The 23,823-nt window shown below is 33.6% G+C and carries 15 protein-coding genes and 1 tRNA gene; 5 read left to right on the forward strand and 11 right to left on the reverse strand.

Features of this window, described 5'->3' with window-relative positions; all coding sequences use genetic code 11:
• From J3U16_RS11070 to J3U16_RS11085, 4 genes are all read right to left on the reverse strand, one after another.
• On the reverse strand, positions 1-1,660 hold a 1,660-nt coding region (locus J3U16_RS11070), incomplete at its 3' end, for an ESPR domain-containing protein (RefSeq protein WP_267343076.1).
• Positions 1,661-2,056: 396 nt separating this feature from the next.
• On the reverse strand, positions 2,057-2,695 hold the full coding sequence (locus tag J3U16_RS11075) for a TetR/AcrR family transcriptional regulator (protein WP_267330172.1): 639 nt from the start codon (positions 2,693-2,695) through the stop codon (positions 2,057-2,059).
• A 181-nt stretch (positions 2,696-2,876) separates the two neighbouring features.
• Complete coding sequence (gene sstT, locus J3U16_RS11080) at positions 2,877-4,109, reverse strand: serine/threonine transporter SstT (RefSeq protein WP_267330171.1); 1,233 nt, start codon at positions 4,107-4,109, stop codon at positions 2,877-2,879.
• Between the two features lie 204 nt (positions 4,110-4,313).
• A complete protein-coding gene (locus J3U16_RS11085) occupies positions 4,314-8,729 on the reverse strand; it encodes an autotransporter outer membrane beta-barrel domain-containing protein (protein WP_267343077.1) in 4,416 nt (1,471 codons plus the stop codon).
• Positions 8,730-9,322: 593 nt separating this feature from the next.
• On the opposite strand from J3U16_RS11085, the gene J3U16_RS11090 reads away from it, so the two are divergent.
• The 4 genes from J3U16_RS11090 (at position 9,323) to J3U16_RS11105 (ending at position 16,891) form a co-directional block, all read left to right on the forward strand.
• On the forward strand, positions 9,323-12,667 hold the full coding sequence (locus J3U16_RS11090; RefSeq protein WP_267343078.1) for a DUF6138 family protein: 3,345 nt from the start codon (positions 9,323-9,325) through the stop codon (positions 12,665-12,667).
• A 251-nt stretch (positions 12,668-12,918) separates the two neighbouring features.
• On the forward strand, positions 12,919-14,070 hold the full coding sequence (locus J3U16_RS11095) for a hypothetical protein (RefSeq protein WP_267330167.1): 1,152 nt from the start codon (positions 12,919-12,921) through the stop codon (positions 14,068-14,070).
• Positions 14,070-15,440 (forward strand): DUF6384 family protein, encoded by a 1,371-nt coding sequence (locus J3U16_RS11100; protein ID WP_267343079.1) that lies wholly within the window; start codon positions 14,070-14,072, stop codon positions 15,438-15,440. Before J3U16_RS11095 ends, J3U16_RS11100 begins: the two co-directional genes overlap by 1 nt.
• On the forward strand, positions 15,434-16,891 hold the full coding sequence (locus J3U16_RS11105) for a hypothetical protein (RefSeq protein WP_267343080.1): 1,458 nt from the start codon (positions 15,434-15,436) through the stop codon (positions 16,889-16,891). Before J3U16_RS11100 ends, J3U16_RS11105 begins: the two co-directional genes overlap by 7 nt.
• A 62-nt stretch (positions 16,892-16,953) precedes the next feature.
• Here the strand turns inward: J3U16_RS11105 and J3U16_RS11110 are convergent.
• The 4 genes from J3U16_RS11110 to J3U16_RS11125 form a co-directional block, all read right to left on the reverse strand.
• Positions 16,954-17,029: transfer RNA gene (locus J3U16_RS11110), tRNA-Gly, on the reverse strand.
• Between the two features lie 71 nt (positions 17,030-17,100).
• Complete coding sequence (locus tag J3U16_RS11115; protein ID WP_065563094.1) at positions 17,101-17,358, reverse strand: DUF1145 domain-containing protein; 258 nt, start codon at positions 17,356-17,358, stop codon at positions 17,101-17,103.
• Positions 17,358-17,915 (reverse strand): 16S rRNA (guanine(966)-N(2))-methyltransferase RsmD, encoded by a 558-nt coding sequence (gene rsmD / locus J3U16_RS11120; RefSeq protein ID WP_065563095.1) that lies wholly within the window; start codon positions 17,913-17,915, stop codon positions 17,358-17,360. Before rsmD ends, J3U16_RS11115 begins: the two co-directional genes overlap by 1 nt.
• Positions 17,916-17,928: 13 nt before the next feature.
• Positions 17,929-20,469, reverse strand: a complete 2,541-nt coding sequence (locus tag J3U16_RS11125; protein WP_324169880.1) for a PBP1A family penicillin-binding protein — start codon at positions 20,467-20,469, stop codon at positions 17,929-17,931.
• Between the two features lie 448 nt (positions 20,470-20,917).
• Between J3U16_RS11125 and J3U16_RS11130 the strand changes: the two genes are divergently transcribed.
• On the forward strand, positions 20,918-21,325 hold the full coding sequence (locus J3U16_RS11130; RefSeq protein ID WP_065734363.1) for a protein YgfX: 408 nt from the start codon (positions 20,918-20,920) through the stop codon (positions 21,323-21,325).
• 28 nt (positions 21,326-21,353) lie between these two features.
• On the opposite strand, the gene tusA is transcribed toward J3U16_RS11130, so the two are convergent.
• The 3 genes from tusA to J3U16_RS11145 form a co-directional block, all read right to left on the reverse strand.
• Entirely contained in the window at positions 21,354-21,584 is a 231-nt protein-coding gene (gene tusA / locus J3U16_RS11135; protein ID WP_065563097.1) for a sulfurtransferase TusA, read from the reverse strand.
• Between the two features lie 10 nt (positions 21,585-21,594).
• Positions 21,595-22,401 (reverse strand): Cof-type HAD-IIB family hydrolase, encoded by an 807-nt coding sequence (locus J3U16_RS11140; RefSeq protein WP_267337467.1) that lies wholly within the window; start codon positions 22,399-22,401, stop codon positions 21,595-21,597.
• 116 nt (positions 22,402-22,517) lie between these two features.
• Positions 22,518-23,822, reverse strand: a complete 1,305-nt coding sequence (locus J3U16_RS11145; RefSeq protein WP_218060004.1) for a secretin N-terminal domain-containing protein — start codon at positions 23,820-23,822, stop codon at positions 22,518-22,520.
• Between the last annotated feature and the right edge of the window lies 1 nt (position 23,823).

Here is a 23,823-nt window from a genome sequence, read left to right on the forward strand (position 1 = left end):
GTTCTACGATAAGGTTTTGAGTGGTATTTTCATTAATTGCATACATGCCATCACTTAGGTTGCCTATCACAGTTCCTTTAGTTGTGATAAATGTTGAGCCTTTCCCTTTATTTGCAAGATTAATGCCATTTAAATTACCATTGATTTTTCCGCTGTTTTGTTTAATGGTTAGATCTTGTGTGTTGGCATCATTAGCCACATACATACCATCATTCTGATCGCCAATGACATCACCAACGGAATTGATGGTGGTTGATCCGTTTCCATGATTGGCAAGATTGATACCATTAAGTTTACCATGCACAGTACCGCCTGATTGATGTACAATTAGATCTTGACTGCTATTGCCGTTAATGGAATAGAGCCCATCATTTTCAGTACCAATAATTTCACCTAATGTGGTGATATAGGTTGAACCTTTACCATTATTCGCCATATTGATGCCATTTCTCTTACCTTGAATTTTTCCTGCTAATTGATTGAGAGTAAGATCATGAGCGTTGGTATCATTGGTGCTGAATAGCCCGTCATCTTGATCACCAATAACATTACCAGAGGTCGTGACAAGTGTTGAACCACGACCATAATTATTCATGTTAATGCCGTTGGTACTACCATGAATAGTGCCTTCTATTTGATCGACGGTGAGATCTTCTGTTTGTTCATAGTTAATGATAAACATTCCATTTGTGGTTTGGCCTTCAATATTTCCAGACGCATTAACCAAGGTTGAGCCTATACCGTCGTTAATAATACTTGCACCATTTGAGTATCCTTTGATACTACTGCCCTTCATTTGTGTAACGTTTATATCTTTGGCGGTTTTATCGTTATGTACGTAAATTCCTTCATTGTGGGCGCCAATGACTTCGCCAGAGGTTGTGACACTTGTCGATCCAAGCCCGCTATTGTTTGCATAAATTCCGTTGGCGCCGCCAGATATACTACCTACTAGTTGTATAACTTTAAGATCCTTTGAATTCTTATCATTATTAGCTTGTATTCCGTTAGATTGCTCACCGACAACCTGTCCAGATGTGGTGAGTGTTGTGGTTCCATTACCTTTATTTTCGACTTCAATACCATTATTTTTGCCTTGAATAGTACTGTTAGCCATTTGTGTGACTTTTAAATCTTTTGTAGTATCAGTGTTTTTTACGACAAGTCCATTATCCGATTTTCCTGTTATGACACCTGACAGCATGATATTACTTGAACCAATACCGCCGTGAGAAATGTTTACACCACTATTTTGACCGGTTATTGAGCCAGCAGCTTGGTTAAAGGTGAGATCAGTAGTGTTGGTATCAGTTGATAAGTCGTATCCATCACTTGCGTTTTCAATGTCGTTTGATATTGTAATGATTTTTGTGGTAGCAAAGGGACTGATACCGACACGTTGATTAATAAAATTTTGTTGATATTTGTCATTGTATGACAAGTTTAATGATTGATTGATGATGCTCTTTTGAATAGGTATGTCATTTTTTAAATCGTTGGCTGTGTCATTTGCATAGCTGTTAGATGTTAACACAGAAGTTAAACTAACGACTGTCAGCAAATTAACCGAAAAACTTTTACCTTTTGATTGAGTTTTTTCCGAAGTCGGAACATAACTTTGACGAACTGCATTCCAGATAAGCTTATAGACTTTGTTCATTATTTCCTCTCACTTAATCAGAGATGATTCTATTTATGTAAAATATAGCTTTTAATTGAAGATGCTGTTAGAGATTAACCAAATGAAAACTGATCCTTCATTTAAGAAGACAAAAAATAACCTATTGAAAAATTAAAAACATTATTTAAAGACATTTATGAATACAAATAAAATGGTGTCACAAAGTACAGGGTGGAAAGATTAACTATTGAAATTATCGATTTTTGCTTAACTAGCTAATTCGACAATTCGTTTTTATTTGTATCATATTGCCTAAAGATAGGCAATCGAAATAATGCAAAGTGTCTTTTGATGGTCGTTATTGTGTTTGTAAAATAAGATGGCGTTTGTAAAATAAGACGGCATTGGTAAATAAATCAAAATTAACTTTTGATATTAATTGATGATTTTATCAAAAAAAAGTTGCATAAACAGATCTAAAGGTTGTGATTTTTTTATTAATTTGCTTCGAGTTACTGCACCTTCCCAACCAATCCAAAAAAATTCTGCAAGTGCTTTGCAGTTGGCTTGTGAACTTAATTCTCCAGATTGTTGTGCCAGTAGTAAGCATTTTTCAAGTTTGGCTTGCCAATTTTGTAAAATTTGTTCAAGTATTTGTGCATACCCATCCGGTAATAACGATTCTTCTTGTATCAATTCACCGATTAGGCAACCTCGATTAAAATCATATTTTGCCATACCTTGCTTTGCATCTTCATAAAAAGCTAAAATTCGATCAATAGCTGAACCAATCGATGAATTGGTTAAATGCTTATTTAATTTATGAGTAAAAAAACTGTCATAGCTAGCTATAATTGCTATTCCAAAGTCTTCCTTACTTTTAAAGTAATGATAAAAAGAACCTTTGGGGACTCCTACCTGCTTTAAGATTCTTTCAATGTTTGATGAAATATACCCATAAGTAGTCATCAACTCTACTCCACTACGAATCAAGGCAGATCTTGTCTCATTACCTTTTTTTGTATTACCTATTCTTGTAGGTGTTATTGCAAAAGTATTTTGATTAATTGACATAGAGTTCCAACATATTAGGTGAATATCAATGATTGAGCTTTAAATTATGATAAATAGTCATATCACTAAATGCAATAATTGGCCTTGTGATTAAACCTTTTTAATTGTAAAAAAGCCTGATAAATTTATTATTTATCAGGCTATTAAAGTAAGTACAAACTAATTTCTAAATATCAAAAAACTATTTTGTTTCATTACGTTTTACTTTTTCTGATACTGCACCAATAAATACAACATCACTTGATGAATTAAGCGCAGTTTCAACCGAATCTTGAATAACACCAATAGCTATACCGATACCAATAACTTTAGCTGAAATTTCGTTAGGTATTCCAAACATACTACAAGCGACAGGAATAAGCAGTAATGAACCACCTGCGATTCCTGATGCACCACAAGCACATATACTCGTCACAATACAAAGTAACACTGCAGAAAGAATATCAACGTCTATATGCAAAGAATTTACGGTAGCTAACGTTAAAATAGTGATAGTAATTGCCGCTCCTGACATATTAATTGCTGCGCCCAGTGGTACGGCGACAGAATAAGTATCTTCATCCATTTTTAATTTTTTACAAATTTCGATATTAACTGGAATATTTGCTGCTGAGCTACGAGTAAAGAAAGCAGGAATAGCACTATCTTTTAATGAGGTAAAAACCAATGGATACGGATTTTTACGCATTACAATATAAGCTAATAATGGATTAATAATCAATGCCACAATTAACATACAAGACACTAATACAACTAATAGATGAGCATACTTAAGTAATTCACCAAATCCTGTTTCTGCAAGTGTTGAAGCAACCAAACCAAAAACCCCTAATGGAGCAAAACGAATAATGATTTTTACAATGAATGAAATTGCTAAAGAAAGATCGCTCATCATCGTTTTGGTTGTTTCACTTGAGTGTCTTAATGCAATCCCAATTCCGACTCCCCAAACAATGAGCCCAATATAGTTAGCATTAACAAGCGCATTAACTGGATTGTCTATCATTTTATTTAGCAGAGTTTTTAATACTTCAATAATACTACCTGGAGGTGTTAATTTACTCTGATCAGCAGCATCACCTAATGAAATATCAGAAGGGAAGATGAAACTAGCAATAGTTGCTAACAAAGCGGCCAACATCATTCCCGAAAAATATAGGGCAAAAAGTTTACCCATATTAGCGCGTTTACCACGTTGGTGATTAGATATTGACGCAATAACTAAAATAAGTACCAAAATTGGCGCGACTGATTTTAAGGCATTAATAAAAAGCGAGCCAATAAAAGACATATTTAACGCAACGTCTTTAGAAATTGCTGCTAATGTTATACCTAAGAGCAAACCCAAAACAATTTGAGGAATAAGCCCTACTTTAAAATAAAAACGCACCAAAGGATTGGTTGAATGAGTCATGGAACTTCCTTATATAACAAAACAATGCAAAAACATTACCATAAATAAATCTTAAAACTATAAAAAAATTATTATGATAACTATTTTTTATATGACTTAGATTAATTATTAAGATTAATTATTTTAAATGAATAAAGAAAAAAACCGATACTTTCTATTAAAAGTATCGGTCAGGAAGATAAACAACTTAGTTTATTACTCGTGTTACCAATTAGCTCTTATTCCTAAAGAGCCATTAATTGGCGACTTAACGTTTGCATCTCCACTATTGGACCAAGTATGACCAATCTCAGTATAAGCACTAATTTGATTATTAAATTCATAACTACCACCAATAGCCAATTCCGTACTTGTATAACCAGCACCACTATTAAATTTAGTTGAGACTCTGGAACAATCAAATCTTATACGATCTGAACCATCGGGCGAATAGTATAAATTTAAACGAGTATAAGGACGAAACGTTCCTAACTCTGACTGGAAATGATTTTCAAGTCTAGCACCCACTCGGAAAAGCCATGAATCATTATGACTTTGTTTGACGGTGGTATTACCACTTATATGACTATTATTAAGATTCATCCATTGGTGAATAATTTGAAACTGAGGTTCAATTCGCCAATCATAATAATTTAAATCAAATGGTTTACCGACTTCCGCGGAAGCACTTAATCCTTTTCCCTTTTGTTTACTATTTTTATTATAATTTGGTTTAATGTCTACTTTATGACGCCCCCCTTGGAACACCAAATCTAAGTAAGCCCCATTCTCATCCATATAGTTACCATAGAGACCTAAGAAATAACTATTTGAGCGATTTTTTCCTACATATCCTTTCATACTACTGGCAAAACCATCAACATCTAAACTACCATGTAAATAACCGAAGTAACCACCTACACGCCAATAGCTATCTTCTTCTTTCCAGATATCGCTACCTATTTGGAAACCAGTATAATTCCCTTTGCTATGTGTATCAGCTATGCCATTTTGTTTTATATCTGTGCGCTCAGCGATTATTCGTCCCCAACTAATTTTTGAGTCTGGTAGTAAAGTATTACCAATACGTTGATGCATATTTGCTTGCATAATTAAATCAGCCTGACGTAATTGTGCCGCTACCCCAGCAAACATTGGTACTTCTTTACGATAAGCAACCTTATTCGGAGACACTGGATTAACAGGTTGCTCTGGGTTTGTTGGGTTTGTTGGGTTTGTTGGGTTTGTTGGGTTTGTTGGGTTTGTTGGATTGGTTGGATTCGTCGGATTAATTGGATTAGTTGGTTCAGTAGGTTTACTAGAACGTAAGTACCAGTTATTATTTTGTTGATTAATATCGCCTTTATGTAAATAGTATTCATAAGCGCCCACATCTAAATGTGATCCTTCTAAATTAAATGCATCGTTCGAACTTACACCATTAACATTGACAATTTCAATACCATTCGTTTTGCCAGTATCTGCACCTAATCCACCAATATTGGTTATTTTAACCAATGTATTTCCGGAAGCATTCCCTCCAATAAACAACTTATCAGTTGAGCTACTACTATCTTGCAATACTGTATCAAGCAAAAGCTGACCATTATTACCAATATAATTACCGGTTATAGTTAGATGATCTCCAGTAAAATTATTATTCAGCGCAATAGTACCACTATTATAAACATCGCCACTTACCGAAGCTTGATGTATCCTTGGAACAAAATCTAAAATAGCATTTGAATTTAGAGTAAGCTTATCGGTATTTAAGTTACCAGTTAATGATAACCTTCCGTTTGAACCAACATTGATATTTTCCCAGTTAAGAATCGCTACATCACCACGAATACCTACTGAATCAGAAGATCCAACTAGATGGGTACTAAAATTAAGAACATCCATTTCATTCGATGAACTAGCTCGAATATTTTTACGTCCACCATCAATCATGGTTAAATCTGAAATATCAGAGCCTTGATTGATATTAAGCGTATCATCACCTGTTCCTAGTAATATTTTACCACTTACTTTAGAACCACTATTTAAATTAACAATAGAATTGGTCACATCATTTCTTATTGCAGTACCAAGAACAGAATAAACATTAGCACCATCATTAAGGTTAATATTAGTTGTTGTGTCTGATTTACCCGTTGTATAGATACCCGCATCTAAATTATTGTTTACATCGGTCCCATTCGCATAAACCGTATCATAGATATCAATAACCGTTGAGCCAGTACCACTGTTATTGATTGTTATTCCATTATTTTTACCAAAAATTGTTCCAGAATTTTGTTTAACATTAACATCAGTGCTTGTACCACGATTATTAATAACTATACCAGCTTGTTGTTCACCACTAACCGTTCCATAAGTAGTAATAGTTGTAGAACCAGATCCTGTATTCTCTAATTCTATGCCATTTCTTAAACCATTAAGGCTACTGGTTGCTAATTGTTGAACAGTCAAGTTAGTAGCATTATTTTCATTTATAGCATAAATAGCATCATCTTGATCAGCTTCAATGTTGCCATTTAAGAGAATTTTTGTTTCACCATTTCCTTTATTTGTTAAATTGAGTCCTTTATTATGGCCCTTAACAAAACCTGAGTCGTTCAAAGAAACAATTAAGTTCTGTGCCGCAACATCATTAAGCACAAAAATGCCATCAGAATTATTACCAAAAACCTTACCTGCAATTTTTATTTCAGTCGTTCCACTTCCTTTATTGGTTACATTAAGTCCATTATAATTACCTGTAATCGTACCTCCAAATTGTTCAATATTAAGATTATTGGCTGTACTATTATTTAAAACGAACAAACCATGTTGTTGAACACTCTCTAAATCGCCTGAAGTTTTGACACTTGTTGAACCGACACCATTGTTAACTAAATTAACCGCATTTAATAAACCTTTGATTTTTCCTGCTATCTGAATTAAATTTAAGTGACTTGATTGCGTACCATTTTGAACTACAACGCCTTCATTAATATCGCCTGTTACTGAGCCACTAAGATTAACATTTGTATTCCCTTTTCCATTATTGGTTAAATTAATGCCACGAAGTTTGCCAGCAATACTACCTGCTGATTGGATTATCGTTAAATCACTTGATGTATTACCGTTAGTAACCACAATACCATCATTTTGATCACCAATAATATTTTTAGCTGTTTGAATTGACGTATAGCCCTGTCCATTATTCGTTACATTTATGCCATTAAGATTTCCATGAATTGTGCCATTTGACTGAATAACGCTCATATTAGAGGTTGTCGAATTGTTATTGATTGCCCTAATTCCATCGTTTTGAGCACCTTCAACAACACCAGAAGTTGAAATGATCGTCGACTTTTTACCATTATTAGTGATATTTATGCCATTATTATGACCTTTAATCGTACCTGATATCTGATTTAATTTTATATTACTAGAACTAGTTCCATTTACAACTACAATACCATCTTGTTGATCACCCTGAATATTATTTTTAGTTGAGATAGTGGTATCACCATTACCATTATTCAATAAATTCACACCATTCACATGACCATAAATACTACCGCCTAACTGTCTCAAAGACATAGCAGTTGATGTATCTGAAAGATTTTTAGCAACAATACCATCAATTTGCTCACCTGTTACCGAACCAGAAATGATTAAATCACTAAATCCATTACCATTATTAAGAATATTAATACCGTTATTATGACCTTTAATTTGAGAATCAGCCATTTGCGTTAAAAAGACATCTGATGTTGTACTTGACGACTCTGAATAAATTGCATCATTATTACGACCTTCAACATAACCAGCAATGGTGATATCAGTTTGTTCCTTACCATTATTATAAGCGGCCAAACCATAACTTTGCCCACTAACCGTACTACCATCATATTGATTAATTGTAATATTCTTGCTATTAGTGCTATTTTTTACAAATATACCTTCACTACTCAATCCATTCACATTACCGGAAACAATGATTTCAGAGATACCATTACCTTGATTTTCAGCACTTATTCCACGATTATGCCCTTCAATACTGCCTCTTGATTGATTAATAGTTAAATCGGTAGATTGAGTCCCATTGAGCACTGATATACCGTTATCCTGATTACCAGAGATTATTCCAGCTGTATTAATAATGGTTAAACCTTTACCATTATTAGTAGCCTCTATGCCCGATTTACTCCCTCTCGTTTCACCACTCACTAATTGTGTTATTTTGATATCTTGTGAATTGCTACTATTTTGAGCATTAATTCCATCCCCTCCGTTACCAAAAACTTTCGCTAATGTATTGATGCTCAAAATACCATTGCCATGGTAATTAATTTCTACCCCATTTTTACTACCTGTAATAGATCCATCAGATTGGACAAAAGAGAAAATATCAGAAGAATTTGTATTTTCATACCCATTACCGTTGGGATTATTTACATCACCGGTACAAGCCTGATTATTTGGATCGCTAGTAATACACTGAGCAAAGCTTGGATTTGTCATTGCTAAAGTTATGCTCGTTGTAGTAATAAATTTGATTAGAGATGCTTTACCTTTAAATTTTCCTTTCCTTGAATTACTAACAGCATATTGTGAATTCAAAATTAACTTATTTATTTTATTCATATTTTATCTCACTAAATCTTTTATTGGTTATAATCCAATTTTTAATTTAAAAACATGAAAAACTTAATTAATGAAACTCTTGAATAATGTGATCCTTACATTTCAAAATAAATACTGGATTTATTTTTTAAATAACTTGGATAACATGTTGATAGATAAAACAATTATTACTTTATTGAAAAACAAAGCTCAAAATCATTTTTAAATATTTAAGATGGAAAAAAGAAAAGTATTGATAGTTCAGAAATATTAAGGAATTAACCTTTCAAATAAATGAACTATCAATTGCTAGTTGTACCATATACCATTAAAAACAACAATAAAATTATAAAAATTTACATATAATAATGTAAAGTTTCTTAAAAAACTGCTAAGCAATATTCTAATTCGAAAGCAATTATAGAAAATTATTGTTAAAAATTAGTCAATAACATAATTTATAGTAATAAAATTATTCATCTCGGTTTTACTAAATCAACACACACATAATGGTCGTTTTTATAATCAAAATTTTATAAACTAAAAAGTTATATTAATTACTTTTCAATTTATTTATAAGAACTGACATAGAATTATAATTAGGAATATAGGAAATGAAGTATTATCTGGAGTTTAAGGATACATTATCGAATAAATTTTGGTATATCACCCAACAAGACGAATCCCTAACAATCGTATTTGGTAAGATAGGAACAAAAGGACAAACACAAGTTAAAACGTTTTCATCGCCTGCCGATGCGGAAAAAGAAGCCAACAAACTGATCAGATCGAAAATCAAAAAAGGCTATCAGGAAAAAGCGATCCCACCAGCGCTTGAACAATCAACCTGTACAGAAAAAACAATCATCAAAATGCCCGATGCCCCAAAACCGAAAAACCACCCCAAACCCACACCACCCAAAGATGTGATTGATGACGGTAAAGAAAAACCATGGTTTTACCTCGACGAATGGGTTGGTGAAGGTCAACCGAATCCATTTGATTTAGAAGAGTTACGTAAAGTTCCTCCCGTTCAACAACTAACAAAAAATATTAATAACCCGATCAAAGAAGGCACTTTAACCAAAACACAACAAGAACAAGAATTTGATAACTTAAAAATATTGTTACAAAACTATATAAAGCAAGGTGAGCAATTCGATATCGAAGCGACATTTGAACAATTAAAAGCATTAAGTCCAAATGATCTTAAATTTCAAATTTTTATCAGAGAGATGCTTCAACTCATTTTTTCAAAACTTATGAAGAACATCTCACCTATGCATTTTGATTGCATTACTTATCTTTTGAAAATTAGAGATCCAGAAAATAAATTTGTAGGCATCTTTGCCCAAGGCGTGATGAAATATATTTATGACCACAACAAGACTCACGTCGAATCAATCCATCGTCTGGCTGAACAATATTTTACCGATTATCCGATACAAATGGTGGATAAAATAGTTAACGCATTACAGAGCATTTTTGATACTACTCAGGCAGAAGATGAAAAAAATATTCCAGCTAACAAATTCCCTGAAAATGTTTGTGGCTTTAATATCACCTTTGATTATAAAACGCTGGAAATATATGCTTTATTCAATGAACGAAATTCCAAACGCTATTATTCAGAAAGTATAAATGAGCTAGAATATAATGCGAGTATTTATGGTGTTGAGATAAATAATCAATATTTAGTTTCACTACTTACCGAAAAACTTCAAAAAATGCTGGATGATGGTTTTTTTGCTGATATGACTAGTAAATATTTCAGAATTAGTCTTTGTCAACCGGATAATATTCTTATCGAAACACCAATAGAACAAACCTACCGACAAACAAAGATACTTGAGCTTGAAAGCGACCTAAAATATCTGGAGCAATCAGAAGAATATCATGCAGATTTGCTAACTAACACGGTTGAGGAATATTTTGCCTTCAATGGCATTATTGATAATTATGATACCGATAGAATTTTAGCATTATTAAAAAAATATCTTTATTCGGGTGAAAAAGAGGCTGAATCGAAGGGACGTTCTTTGTTAGATAAATACTGCGATTTTGATTATAACAAATGGCGTTTAGTTGATTTACAGTTTGAATGGGAAAATTTTGGATTTAAATATGCTGATATACATATTCAAGACTTAGTTGATAAAGGATATGAACCAGCAATACTACAAAAACAAGCGTGGGATAAGCTGGGCATTAGAGATAGCAAGCCAGGAAAAAAAGACGATTCAGACAATCAATCAGAAACCGAACGTTTTTATGATACTTTTACTGAAACTGATGTTTTTTGTGAAACTGACACTATTATCGCCAGAGCCATGCCAACTGACGGAGAAATTTATTTACGCTTTAAACAAGAAAGCGAACAGGCATATTCCGATGCGCTTGATTATTTAAATAACTTAATGGCAAAAGGTTATTCAAAAATATTTGAGGGGCATTGGCTTCATATTTATTTTGTTGCCAAGCCTGAATACTATTCTGAATTCGCTAAATACGTTGAAGAATATGAAGACTTTGAAGAATTAGAGCTAGGGGCAGGAGGAATCGCCTGTTGTTCACATGTCTTTTTCCGCAAAGCAGCCATGTACGAAAGTTTACATGATAAAATAAGAGAGTTTGTTGACTTAACCATGTATGAATTTGATTGTAGTTTTGATTTACAAGATGAATATAATTCAGTCGCCGGGGCATTTGCTGCTATTGCCCTGGCAATGACGGATGTGAAACATATGGATTTGGCTATTAAATTTGCACTTGAAACCGATGGTGACCATGAATATTTGGCAGGTAATTTTGGTATTGTTCTGGAAAAATATTGGGGTATTACGCCCGAAACTGCGGTTGCGATTGCGCTATTGCAATTAACTCAAGGTCAACATATGTCTGAATTATCCAGTCAATTTTATAAAATTCCGCAAAATTTAGCTAGTCTGACGGATTATTACAGAAGTAACGAGCCCAAAAACCCATATTGTAAATTGACTTATTTAGTAGAATATCTTTTTGGTGAACCTAATGATAGTCTTAAAAAGTTAAAAAAATTATTTAATAATGCGACTGATCCGCAAGAAAAACTGATATATGCAGATTTTCATGATTTAGCTTTAGAAGCTCTTAAGGATGAAGGAGAAGTTAGCAGTCAACCAATTTTTTATAACATCTCACCTAAACCAAAAAGCGATTCCGAACCGTTAATCATCGATGAGCAAGATTTTATTGAAAATCCACCTTGTGTCATTACACCATTGCAAGCTAAAAAACGCGGTTTTGATCTCGATGAATTATATACTTATGATTCCCCATGGAGAGCAATTATTTTTGCACCATTAACGATAACGAATCCCTACATTTTCGATGCTATTATCCAATTTTATAAAGTGCAGAATAAAATAAATCCCGACTCTACTATTATTTGGGGTGCAGAACAGGCGTATTGCTTTGGAAAAAAAATAGTGATTGATTTTAGTGGCACCCCCTATCAAGTGGGTATGGGAATTTATGGTAAAAACCAAGCTCAGCTAATTTACGGTGTAATGGATTTTGCTAAGATTGCTGTTGCAATGAACAAACAAGCGCCTGATAAAGAAAAATTACTCGCACTGCGAAAACAACACTATTACTTCGATAGTCCCAAAGGAATCCCAAATATTGATAAATCCAAGCCCGGTATAATCTATTTGGATGAAGCTTTAAGAGCCGGGATTTATAAGGATGATAATTATCGGGCAATCAAACAGCTTGAAAAAATTACGCCGGATATGGGTGAAGTGTATGATGCCTCACTACTGTTTATGGCATATATGCAGCAGAAAAAACTAGATTATGCCATGGAGAGACTGGAAAGAAAACTCGATACTACTGAACTAAAACAGGTGTACCAAACTGCACAAAAACGCCTACCACAATATCAAGAATACTGGCAGGAAAAGTTAGCAAAATTATAAAAAAGATGCAAATGAAATTAAAATGGACCTCCTTCTAGGCCTATAGAACTAGGAGGAAGTCAAATCTAGGTATATTCAATAATTTGGATATTATTACCTTGTTCATCTTTAGCTTAGTTTTTTATCACAGTTTAATTAAAATTTATATTTCACAACTAATTAATCCTAATTTGTGATAACTTTTTTAGTGATATATAATCTTTTTAGTTTTCTTAATTAACTAAGGAACAATAGTTAAAGGAATATTAAACATGTCTAGTCAAATAGTTTCATATGTAGATAGAGCAGTACAGTTGTTGAATAAAATCGGCATCATGGTTAAACCTCAGGCTGATGCGCCAATTTTAAAGTTATTGGATAATGTTGCTGAAATTGATAAAAATCGTATTATCGCCATTGCTCACACTTTGCAACAACAAAGCGCATTTAATGAAGTAGTCCGGGAACAAATTGATGGCGTACATGTTTCTGATCGCTATTCTAATATTGTCAAGCATTTTGATAGTATTCGTACCGATATGGAAAAAATGCTTGGTTGGTTAGATGACGGAAAGTTAGATCTTTTGGAAAAAATTAAAATGGGTTGGATGACATTTCAACGTGGTTCTATTCCTGATCGTTTTAGTTTAATAAAAAAAACCTATTTAGATGTTTCAAAAGAAACAAGTAATCAAGTCGAGCGTGAACATATTATTTTAAACGCCTACCAAGATTTTCGTTTTGGACTAAAACAAGCTCAAATCGTTGCTGAAGAAGTACTGCAAATTGCGACAGATCGTCTTGAAGAACGCAAACAAAAATTAACCGACGCTATTGCTCAAGTTGATAATTTTACAGGTGATGATCATGTCGCTCGAGGACGATTAGAACTTGCTAGAGACGAAGCTCTACGCAATGTACAACAAGAAGATAGCCGTTATCAAATCATCTTAGATCTCGCCAATAATTTAACCGTTTCTTATAATTCTGCCGAAGCAGTATTTGCAAGATTGCAACAAACAACCTCCATAAAAGAGCGTGTCTACCAACAAAGTGTAAGCTTTTTTTCAACCAACGAAATTGTATTTACTGCATTAAGCGCTTCTATAACTTCATTGACAGGTTTGAGTGAAAGCACTAAAACACTAGAAGCAATGAAAGATGGTATGAATAAAGGCATTGAAAGTATTGCTACTTCAGCTAATAAGCAACTTGAAGAAGGTTTAAGAGCTGGTTATGGTTCGACGATTAAAGCTGATTCTTTACGTGCATTAGTTGAAGCCATTGTCAATTATCAAGAATCAAGCCAACAATTAATTACAGAGCTAAGAAATGAATCGATTGATAATGCTAAAGAAATCGATCGTATAGTGGAAGATGGAAAACAGCGCTTTAATAATATTATCTTGAAGGTTGATGGTTAATGCAGGATGTTAAACTTAGTGACCAACTAGGTGCAATGGCAATAATTGATGAATTATATCAAAAACAACAATTACTACTTGAGCACCTTGACCGCGAAGGATTACGAGCTAATTTAAAAGAAAACATTAAAACCTTCTATGAAGCCAAAGGTCAAATTGTGGACGATAAAATCGTTGATGAAGGAATAGATCTTTGGTTTGATAATCGGTTACGGTTTGTTGCACCTAAACGTCCTTGGTTTCAACATTTTCTAGTTCGTTGTTATATCAAAAGAAAGTTAATATTTAGCCTTTTTAGCATATTCTTATTTATTTTAGCCTTAATCTTTTTTAATAATTTAATCTATACAAGAGACGTTAGACAAGAAATTGATAGTTACTATAGTCAAATATTAGCGTCGGAAGATTCATTAACAGAATTACGCAACGAGTTTAAGCAAATTGATAAAACTTCTGTTCATTATGCGCAGATTCCAGTAAAAAATTTAAAGACCTCAATTTCTAATCTACTTAGCCAGAAAATTATTCCCACAGTCACCAAGCCAACCATTAACGGGGCTTTTATTACAGATGATGAAAATAGTTTAGTTAAACAATTTAAGCAAATTAATGACTCAGTAACCACTAAATTGTCGGATATTAGAACTCAATTAAATATATTAAAAAAATTATTGGAAGATGATAAGCGGCTAGCTAATTTAATAGATGATGATGAGTTTATAAAAACAAGCAAAGAGTATCACGTACTACAAAATGCAGTCGATACCGTTCTTGATAATCTTAATCAAGGACAAAGAGTTATCGATTTCAATCAAATTGAAACACTTTACAATTCCACAGAACGAGCAAAAACCATTATAAATAAAATTCAGATTGATAATCAGAAATTATTAGCCCTAAAAGTTCCGAAGTCGGATATGGTACCTGTTATTGCTTTACAAAGTGATTTACAAGCTGACCTAAAAAATCTCAACTTTGATAAGTTTGAAAATTATCAACAAATGATGTCTTATTATTTCAATCTAGCTCAAACTAATTTGACACTTACTATTGTTGACAAACCTAATTATAAATCAGGAGTTGAGCGCACCCACGAAAAAACAAACGGTAAATCTTGGTATGTGATTGTCACACCAACGACATCATCCGGAATAGCAACACCGCTATGGGTAACCAGTATTGAAACAGGTGAAACGAAACTCGTAGATATGTTTGGTCAGCAGGTTTCTCAAAAAGAATTTAATAAGGTTAAAAAAGATAAAATTGCCGATGGGCATATTGATGAAAATAAATTATGTAAAAAACCAATTGGTCGTCTAGAATTTAACTGTCCTAATACAGTTAAAACAGGTAGGATTTTAGAGTGGTAAATATGCAATCTAGCAATATTGAACGAAGTATTGAAATAAAACTTCAGGAAATCTTTAGTGCAATCGAGAAAACTAATAACGAGGTGCAAAACTCTCGTCAAAAAATCCTTGATTTGACAAATAAACAAGTAGAGATTTATCAAAAGATAGCGACTATTTATCTATTAGAATCTCCCCAAAATAACGATTTGGAAATTCAGAAAATCATCAAACAGTTAAAGGATTTAAACTGTAATTTAAAAAATAAATCCAGTAATTTAGATCATTTTATTGCTGATTCCCAACAAAAAATGGATGAAACATTATTAAAATTAGATGAATTAACCGCGGAAAAGATTCGACAACTTGAAAATGATGCAGATTATCTATCACTATTAAATAATTATAACATTACTAAAGACGAGCTAACCAAAGAAACAAAAAACTTCAAAAGTTCACAACAAGAATTTTCAACCAAATTGAAACAATATCAACAAAATTACTATTACAATTATTTAATTAATCGTCGCTTTGGAGAGAAAAATTATAAAGCCTTCAAAATATTTCGTTATTTAGACTCATGGGTAGCAAGGTTTATCAATTTTTCAGAAAATTTCAAAAATCATAAAATGCTTAAAGATTTATATAAAGAATCTCAGTTACGGTTTAATAATAAAAAACGAGCATATGAGCAAGCATTAAAAGCAAAAGAGCGGAAAGAACGCGAGGTTGATACTAACCTAAATTTATCTAAATTGAAAAAAACAATAGCGCTAACTGAGCAAGATTTAGCACATTATAAAAAACAGAAACAAGATACAGAAAATACCTTACAAGAACTTCAAAAAGGCAATAATTCGCAGTTTAAACTAATTTCAAATCAATTAGTTAAACTGTTACAAAAACAATCTTTAAGTCAACTTAATGATTTAACTTTACAAACTAAATCAACAGAAGATGATAAATTATTAGAAAAAATTGTCGCGATAAATAAACAAATACTTGATATTGATGCATATCTGGCCTCGTTATTAAAAACGCTTAACGAATTAGACAATGTTTATAATCGTTTTGAACAAACATTCTATTTATTTAGGGAAAACAATATTCCTAGCTCAATTTATGAATATAACATACCATCGTTCAAGCTTAATGATTTATTAGACCAGCTATTTAGCAATCAAATTTTTCCAGAAACAGTTGTTCAAACCCTTTTTGGGTATAGAGCAATAAGGAGAGAATTAAAATCATCTAATCATAATTCAGGATGGGCGAGTGACGATTCATCATCAAGGAGATCTTCTTCTTTCTCTTCATCCTCTTCACGCTCATCATCATCATCTTCCTATTCGAGCTCATCTTCCTCTTCGAGTTCTTCCTCCTCGTCATCTTACAGTTCATCAAGTGACAGTGGGTTTTCATCCAGCTCATCAACAGGTGGCGGAGGTTTTAAAACGACTGATAGTTTCTAATCAGGAAAAAAATAATCGTGTTGGAACTAAGTTAACAGCTAAACTTTGTATAGAGATGAAATTGGAGCGGGAAACGAGGTTCGAACTCGCGACCTCAACCTTGGCAAGGTTGCGCTCTACCAACTGAGCTATTCCCGCATATTGAACGCTTCGAAAGAAGTGGTGAGCATTATACAAAAATATTTATACCTGACAACCTATTTTATTCTTTATTTTTTGTTTTTCCAGCTAAGTGCTTCAAAAACACCAAAAATAAAAAATCTAAGTGCTTTAAATTTATCCTGTTCTTTTTCTTGATTAACCATTGTTGATTGTAATATCCATGCTTGTAATCCATGAATAAGTGTAAAAGCAACCAATCCAATATAAGCGAGAATATTTGCTGGTTTAGGAAACGGATGAACAAGATTAAATAATAAAAATAACCATATAAATAAATAGACTAGTTTACCTAAAAGTATGAACATTATCTCTCTTCTCGTATAAATAAATAGCTATGAACTTGCCCTGCTGTCTTCTCTCGATGCAAATACCAATTTGATGGAATATTAAAATCATGCCCCAGCTCAGATTCAATATAAATATAAGCAGATGGACTTAGCCAATGGTTATTCTCAAGAAGCTCTAGTGTTTTCTCGATTAAAGAATAATGAAAAGGCGGATCGATAAATACAATATCAAATTGTCTTTGGGCTGGTCTATCAAGCCATTGAAAAGTATCTGTCGAATAAATTTCGACATTATCACATGCAATCAACTGCTTATTTTTCTTAAGCTGATTGGCAACTTGTTTATCTTTCTCTAATAATGTGACATTTTGAGCACCGCGTGATGCGGCTTCAAAACCTAATGATCCACTACCAGAAAAACAATCCAAACAAACACTATTTTGTATAACTGGCATTAGCCAGTTATACAAAGTCTCTTTTACTCTATCTGTGGTTGGTCGCAAGCCTTGTTTATCAAGCACTGACAACTTTCTTCCGCGCCATTTTCCACCAATAATTCTTATAGAACCATTCATATAAAAACCTTACTTAGAATAGTTCTTGCGTATTACCTTGTGAATCCTTCACGCTGGTACCAACTTCTTGCGATCCATAGGTAGTTGGCTCGGTTCCCTTGATAAAGTATTCTGACATCGTTCTCGCTCCAGAACCTGGCAACATACCGGTTCGCTGATCGATAGTAACAGAAATAACATTATCCGGTTTTACATCTTGTTTTTCAGGTACATCTTTAAGAGCAACTTTCATATAGTCAACCCAAATAGGGTTAGCGGTAACTGCACCGGCTTCAGCGCGGAAAGTTCGACCTAAAGCGCGTCGGTGGTCATCAAACCCCATCCAGACCGAGGTAACAATGTTACCACCGAATCCAGAAAACCAAACGTCTTTCGATTGGTTAGTAGTACCCGTTTTACCACCAACATCCTTACGACCTAATGCTTTTACACGCCAAGCAGTACCTTGCCAATCAGAACCGCCAAAAACAATTGTTCTTAGTCCATCTTTCATAATATATGCAATACCACTATCAACGGTGTGTGGTGCATATTTAGGTGTCACATCAGTGGTTTTATTGTCTTTATTAATATTAGGTAAGATTAAATTATCTTCTGTTTTAAGATTTGCCTCTTCAGGCTCTTCACTACCCGTCTCATTTGATTCGTTTTCAACGTTATCTAACGATACTAAAACAGAATCAAATTTTACCACTTCATCTTTACAGTTATGACAAGCAATCAATGGTTGATGCTGATAAATTACGCCACTATCATTGTCATATTCAATTTTTTCGATCAAGTAAGGCGTAATTAAATACCCACCATTAACAATAACGGAATAAGCACGTGCAACCTGCAATGGCGTAAATGAAGCTGAACCTAAAGCAAGTGATTCATTATGTGAAATATTCTCTTTTGGGAATCCAAAACGTTCTAAATACGTGGCAGCATAATCGATACCGATTGCGCGTAATGCACGTACCATCATCACATTTTTAGACATCCCTAAACCAATTCGCATTCTTAATGGACCAGCATAAGTAGGCGGTGAATTTTTTGGACGCCAAGTCACACTACCTGTTGTACGAACGATCGGCGCATCATTAAGTAGCGTCGCCATCGTTAGCCCTTTCTCTAACGTAGCCGTATACACAAATGGTTTTATATTAGAACCTAGTTGACGTAAAGCTTGTGTTGCACGATTAAATTTACTTAAATTGAAATCATAACCACCAACAATCGCCTTAATTGCACCATTATCAGAATCAAGAGAAACCAGTGCAGCGTTAACTGCTGGAATTTGCGCTAATGCCCAATTCTCACCAGATTTTTTAACCCAAATCAGCTGACCTGGTTTTAAAGTATCATTAACCTTTCTCGGCGAGGCACCTTGTTGATTATCACTGATAAATTTTCGCGCCCATTTCATATCTTGAAAGGCAATAGTAATATTACTTTTATCGGATAATACTGCTTTTGCTTCCTTATCAGATGATTCTAGAACCACGGCTGGGCACATCCCGCTATAGCAAATATATTTATGTAAAGCTTCTTGAATTTTCTCGTCACTCAGGGCCGGCTCATTATTTTGCCATAACACTTTTTCAGGCCCACGATAGCCATGTCGCATATCATAATCAATAATATGCTTTTGTATTGATTCTGTTGCTGCCACCTGATCTGTCTTAGATATGGTGGTATAAACTTTATAGCCATCGGTATAAGCGTTCTCACCAAATTTATCGAACATAAACTGTCTTGCCATTTCAGCAACATATGGCGCAGAAAATTCAATTTTTGGCGTATGATAACTTGCATTTAAAGGCTTCTTAGTCGCTTCATCATATTGCGCTTGAGTAATATAATTTTGATCTAGCATACGACCTAAAACCCAATTACGTCTTGTTAATGCTTTTTCTGGGTGGGAAATTGGATTATAGGCAGAAGGCGCATTAGGTAAACCAGCTAGTAGTGCCGCTTCATCGATAGTTAACTGATCTGGCGTTTTACCAAAGAAAGTATATGAAGCAGCTGCCACACCATAAGCACGCGAACCAAAGTTGATCATATTAAGATATAACGCCATTATCTCGTCTTTAGATAATTCTCGCTCCATACGAATTGCAATAATCATCTCTTTTACTTTACGAGAAATACTTTTTTCTGGTGTTAAAAAGAAGTTTTTCGCCACTTGTTGAGTGATAGTACTACCACCTTGTGAAAAGCTCTTATCCTTCAACCCGATATACATTGCACGCACAATACCGATAGGATCAATCCCAAAATGCTCATGGAAACGTGCATCTTCGGTAGCTATAACAGCATTAACGACAATCGGTGGGATTTCATCATATTTTAGAGGAATTCGGCGACGTTCACCAAAAATAGCGATTAGTTCACCATCTTTACTTAATACTTGCATTGGGGTTTGCAAGCGAACATCTTTTAAAGTCGCTACATCTGGCAGATCTTTAGAATAATAACTGTAGCCAGCGATACCAATCACTAAGCCACAAAGTACTAAACCGATTATAAGTTTAAGGCAAAATTTTAATATTTTTAATATTATCACAAATCATTCCTATCCAATTGATTTTAAATCAAAGAAAGATAATAAAACTGTATTAATTGATCTCAATCCATTTTAGCCGATGAGTATACTACTTACTCGAAAAGACTCAAAATAAAAAGCGACGCTAACCCATGCTTAAAAAATTGTTTAAATCCATTAAACAATTATTAACATATTAAATTAAAAAAGAAATTTACCTTTAATATATTTTCACTTTCATATTCCATTACTTATTAGTTTATAACTTAATTTTTTAGCAGAACTTAATAGATCAGATATTAAATACCACATAGGTTTGCTACAGGTTAAACAACTAATTGATAGGTTCTCAAAAGTTAGTAAATTTTCAAATTATTTTGTGTATTATCTCACAATATTTTTATATTTTTAAATAAAACTGATAAAACGAATAGATAATTGTGATTTTATCAATTTAAACAAGATTAATATGTGGAGCACAAAACTTACCCCTTCGTTATTACAATTTTTGAGTGCAACCTGCTTTTATCTTATTTTGATTATTCTTTGCTTATTGCAATTAGCGCATACTTCATTAAATAGTTATACTTTTGTTTTAATATTAATCTTAATAATCGAATGGTGGCGTAGTATTTGCTATTTCAAAACTATAAAAGGTGAATTTGCGCTATTTGAATATATACACCAAATTTATTGGTACAAACAGCGTTGGTATTTAACGCGAAAACCACTACTACTACGTTATATAATCATTATTAATTTAAAATCACGGCGAAATGGTAAAAGAAGAACTCTTTTTTTAATGATTGATAACCTTGCGCCTAATGACTGGCGCACACTTCGTTATCATTTCAAAAAAATTGATTTATCAAAATAGGTAATAAAAAATAGCTTAACACACTATATTAATGTGATTTTTTAATCCAATATTCAAATGGTATGGATTCAACTTGTGAGTTAACTAATTGGTGATCCATATGCCGGCAAAAGCTCGGGATATCACGCGTTGTGGCCAAATCATCAGCAACAACGTGCAGTATTTGACCAACAGCTAATTCCCTAATCGCTTTACGCACTAGCATAATCGGCTCAGGACAACGCAAACCTAATGTATTTAATTCTTTATCAATAATCATAATTAATAGATTAAAGTAAAAGATTAGCTAAATAATGGGGAACAGCATCATCAGCATTAGATCCAATAACTTCCAACTCAGGAAGCAGTGCTTTAAGTTCAGGACTCGCATCTTGCATAATACAGCCCTTACCTGCCATTTTTAACATCTCGTAATCATTCATACCATCACCAAAAGCGATGCTGTCTTTGAGTTGATAGCCTAAGCTTTCAACCACTAACTTTAATGCACTGCCTTTAGTCACATTTTCCGCCATAACTTCAAGACAGTTTGGCGTTGAAAACGCGATGCTAACTTTATTACCATATTGCTTTTCAATTTTGTCCTTCAACTCCACCAAATAATGGTTATGGTTAATATCAGAGGTCGTAAAATAAATTTTGGCAATATCACTGGTATCAAAATTAGTTGGATCAAAAAATTGATATTTAAATTTTGTATCAACAAAAAAGCTAAGCGAATAGGCATCAGGTTTATTAATTAGCCAATCATCGCCACGGTAAACATGGGTATAAATATATGGACTGTCTTTACAAATTACCGCCAACTCTTTAGCTAAATTAGGATCAAAACTACGGCTAAAAACTAAATTACCATTACTATCGTGAACTCTTGCCCCATTTGATGTAATCATAAAAGCATCGATTTCCATATTTTCACGCATTTGAGTAACATCAATATGGTGTCGGCCTGTCGCAAAAGCAAAATGAATACCCATTTCCCGTAATGCCTGAAGAATTTTTTTTGTAAACGGCGATAAACTATGTTCGGTATTTAACAAAGTACCATCTAGATCAGAAGCAACAAAATGAAACATGATATTCTCAACTTTTATAATAATTGGTGATTAGAATAACGACACTTTGCAGAGAATCAACTAACTCAATACAAAGTCATAAATTATGGTAGAGTATGATACAACTCCATCGCTATTTACTCAACTAATTGCGGAGTAATAAAAATCACTAATTCCCTTTTTTGATTTTTTTTAGCATTATATTTAAAGGCATTCCCAATAATTGGCACTTGAGCAAGACCAGGTACTTTCTTTTTCCCATTACTATTAACTTGCTGAAAAATTCCACCCAAAACCACGGTTTCACCATCTTTAACTTTCACTTGAGTTTTAATTTCTTGCGTTTCAATGGCTAAAGCTTCTCCCCCATCACGGCGCTTAATCGAACGACCCGTAGTATTTTGTGTGATATATAAATCCAAGATCATTTGTTTATCAGCAACAATTTTAGGCGTAACTTCTAAACCTAATACCGCTTGTTTAAATTCAATGGATGTCGAACCATTCCCCCCCGTTGACACTTCGTACGGAATCTCTGTTCCTTGCTTAATCGATGCCATATTTTGATTTGCAGTTAATAAATTCGGACTAGCAATAATTTCTAACTGATTTTCTGATTCTAATGCTGAAAGTTCCAAATTCAACAAACTACCAGAAAGTTTCGCTAAATTAAAACCCGCAGAAGAAGAAGGATTAACGACCCCAAGGTCAACATCCAGCTGATTAAAAAATTGTGAAGATTTACCCCAATATCCCCATTTAATCCCTAACTCCTCCATACTCTCATCACTCATAGTGACAATATGGGCCGAGATATGGACTTGTGGAATGGGTTGATCCAAAGCCTTAACTAACTTCTTAATATCCGCAAATTGTTTGGTCATATCAGTAATAAGCACTGAATTGGTTCGCTTATCAACTATCGCCTTTCCGCGTTCAGATAATAATCCTTGTTGCTGGATGGTCTCTACTAAATTATTAGGATCGCCATGTTTAATCGGAATGGTTAACAAAGTTAACGGCTGATTTAACTCCTGTTCCTTTTGCTCTAATAACTCTCTTTGCGCAAGCACCTCCGGCTCAATAGATTTTGAGACAAACAAAATATTGTCCTCAATTTCGGCCTGTAAATTTGCTGAATTTAACACCACTTTTAAAGCTTTTTGCCAATCAACATTCTTAAGTTTGAGGGTTTGTTTAGTTGATATATCATCTATCATCACTAAATTCATCTGCTTATTATCAGCCAGCGCTTGCAAAATAATTGCGACATCCGTTTGATAAAAATTCATTGAAATAAGATCATTTGATTCTTTTTGTGCTGAAATGGAAGGCTCAGCCAAACATGGAATTGATAAAAGCATAAGCAAAATCGTCAATTGCCTTAAATTCTTTGCTAATTGACGAACTAATTGACTAAATAGTTGGCTGGCTTGATTCATT

The organism is Gilliamella sp. B3023 (assembly GCF_026536845.1).
Lineage (GTDB): Bacteria > Pseudomonadota > Gammaproteobacteria > Enterobacterales > Orbaceae > Gilliamella > Gilliamella apicola_E.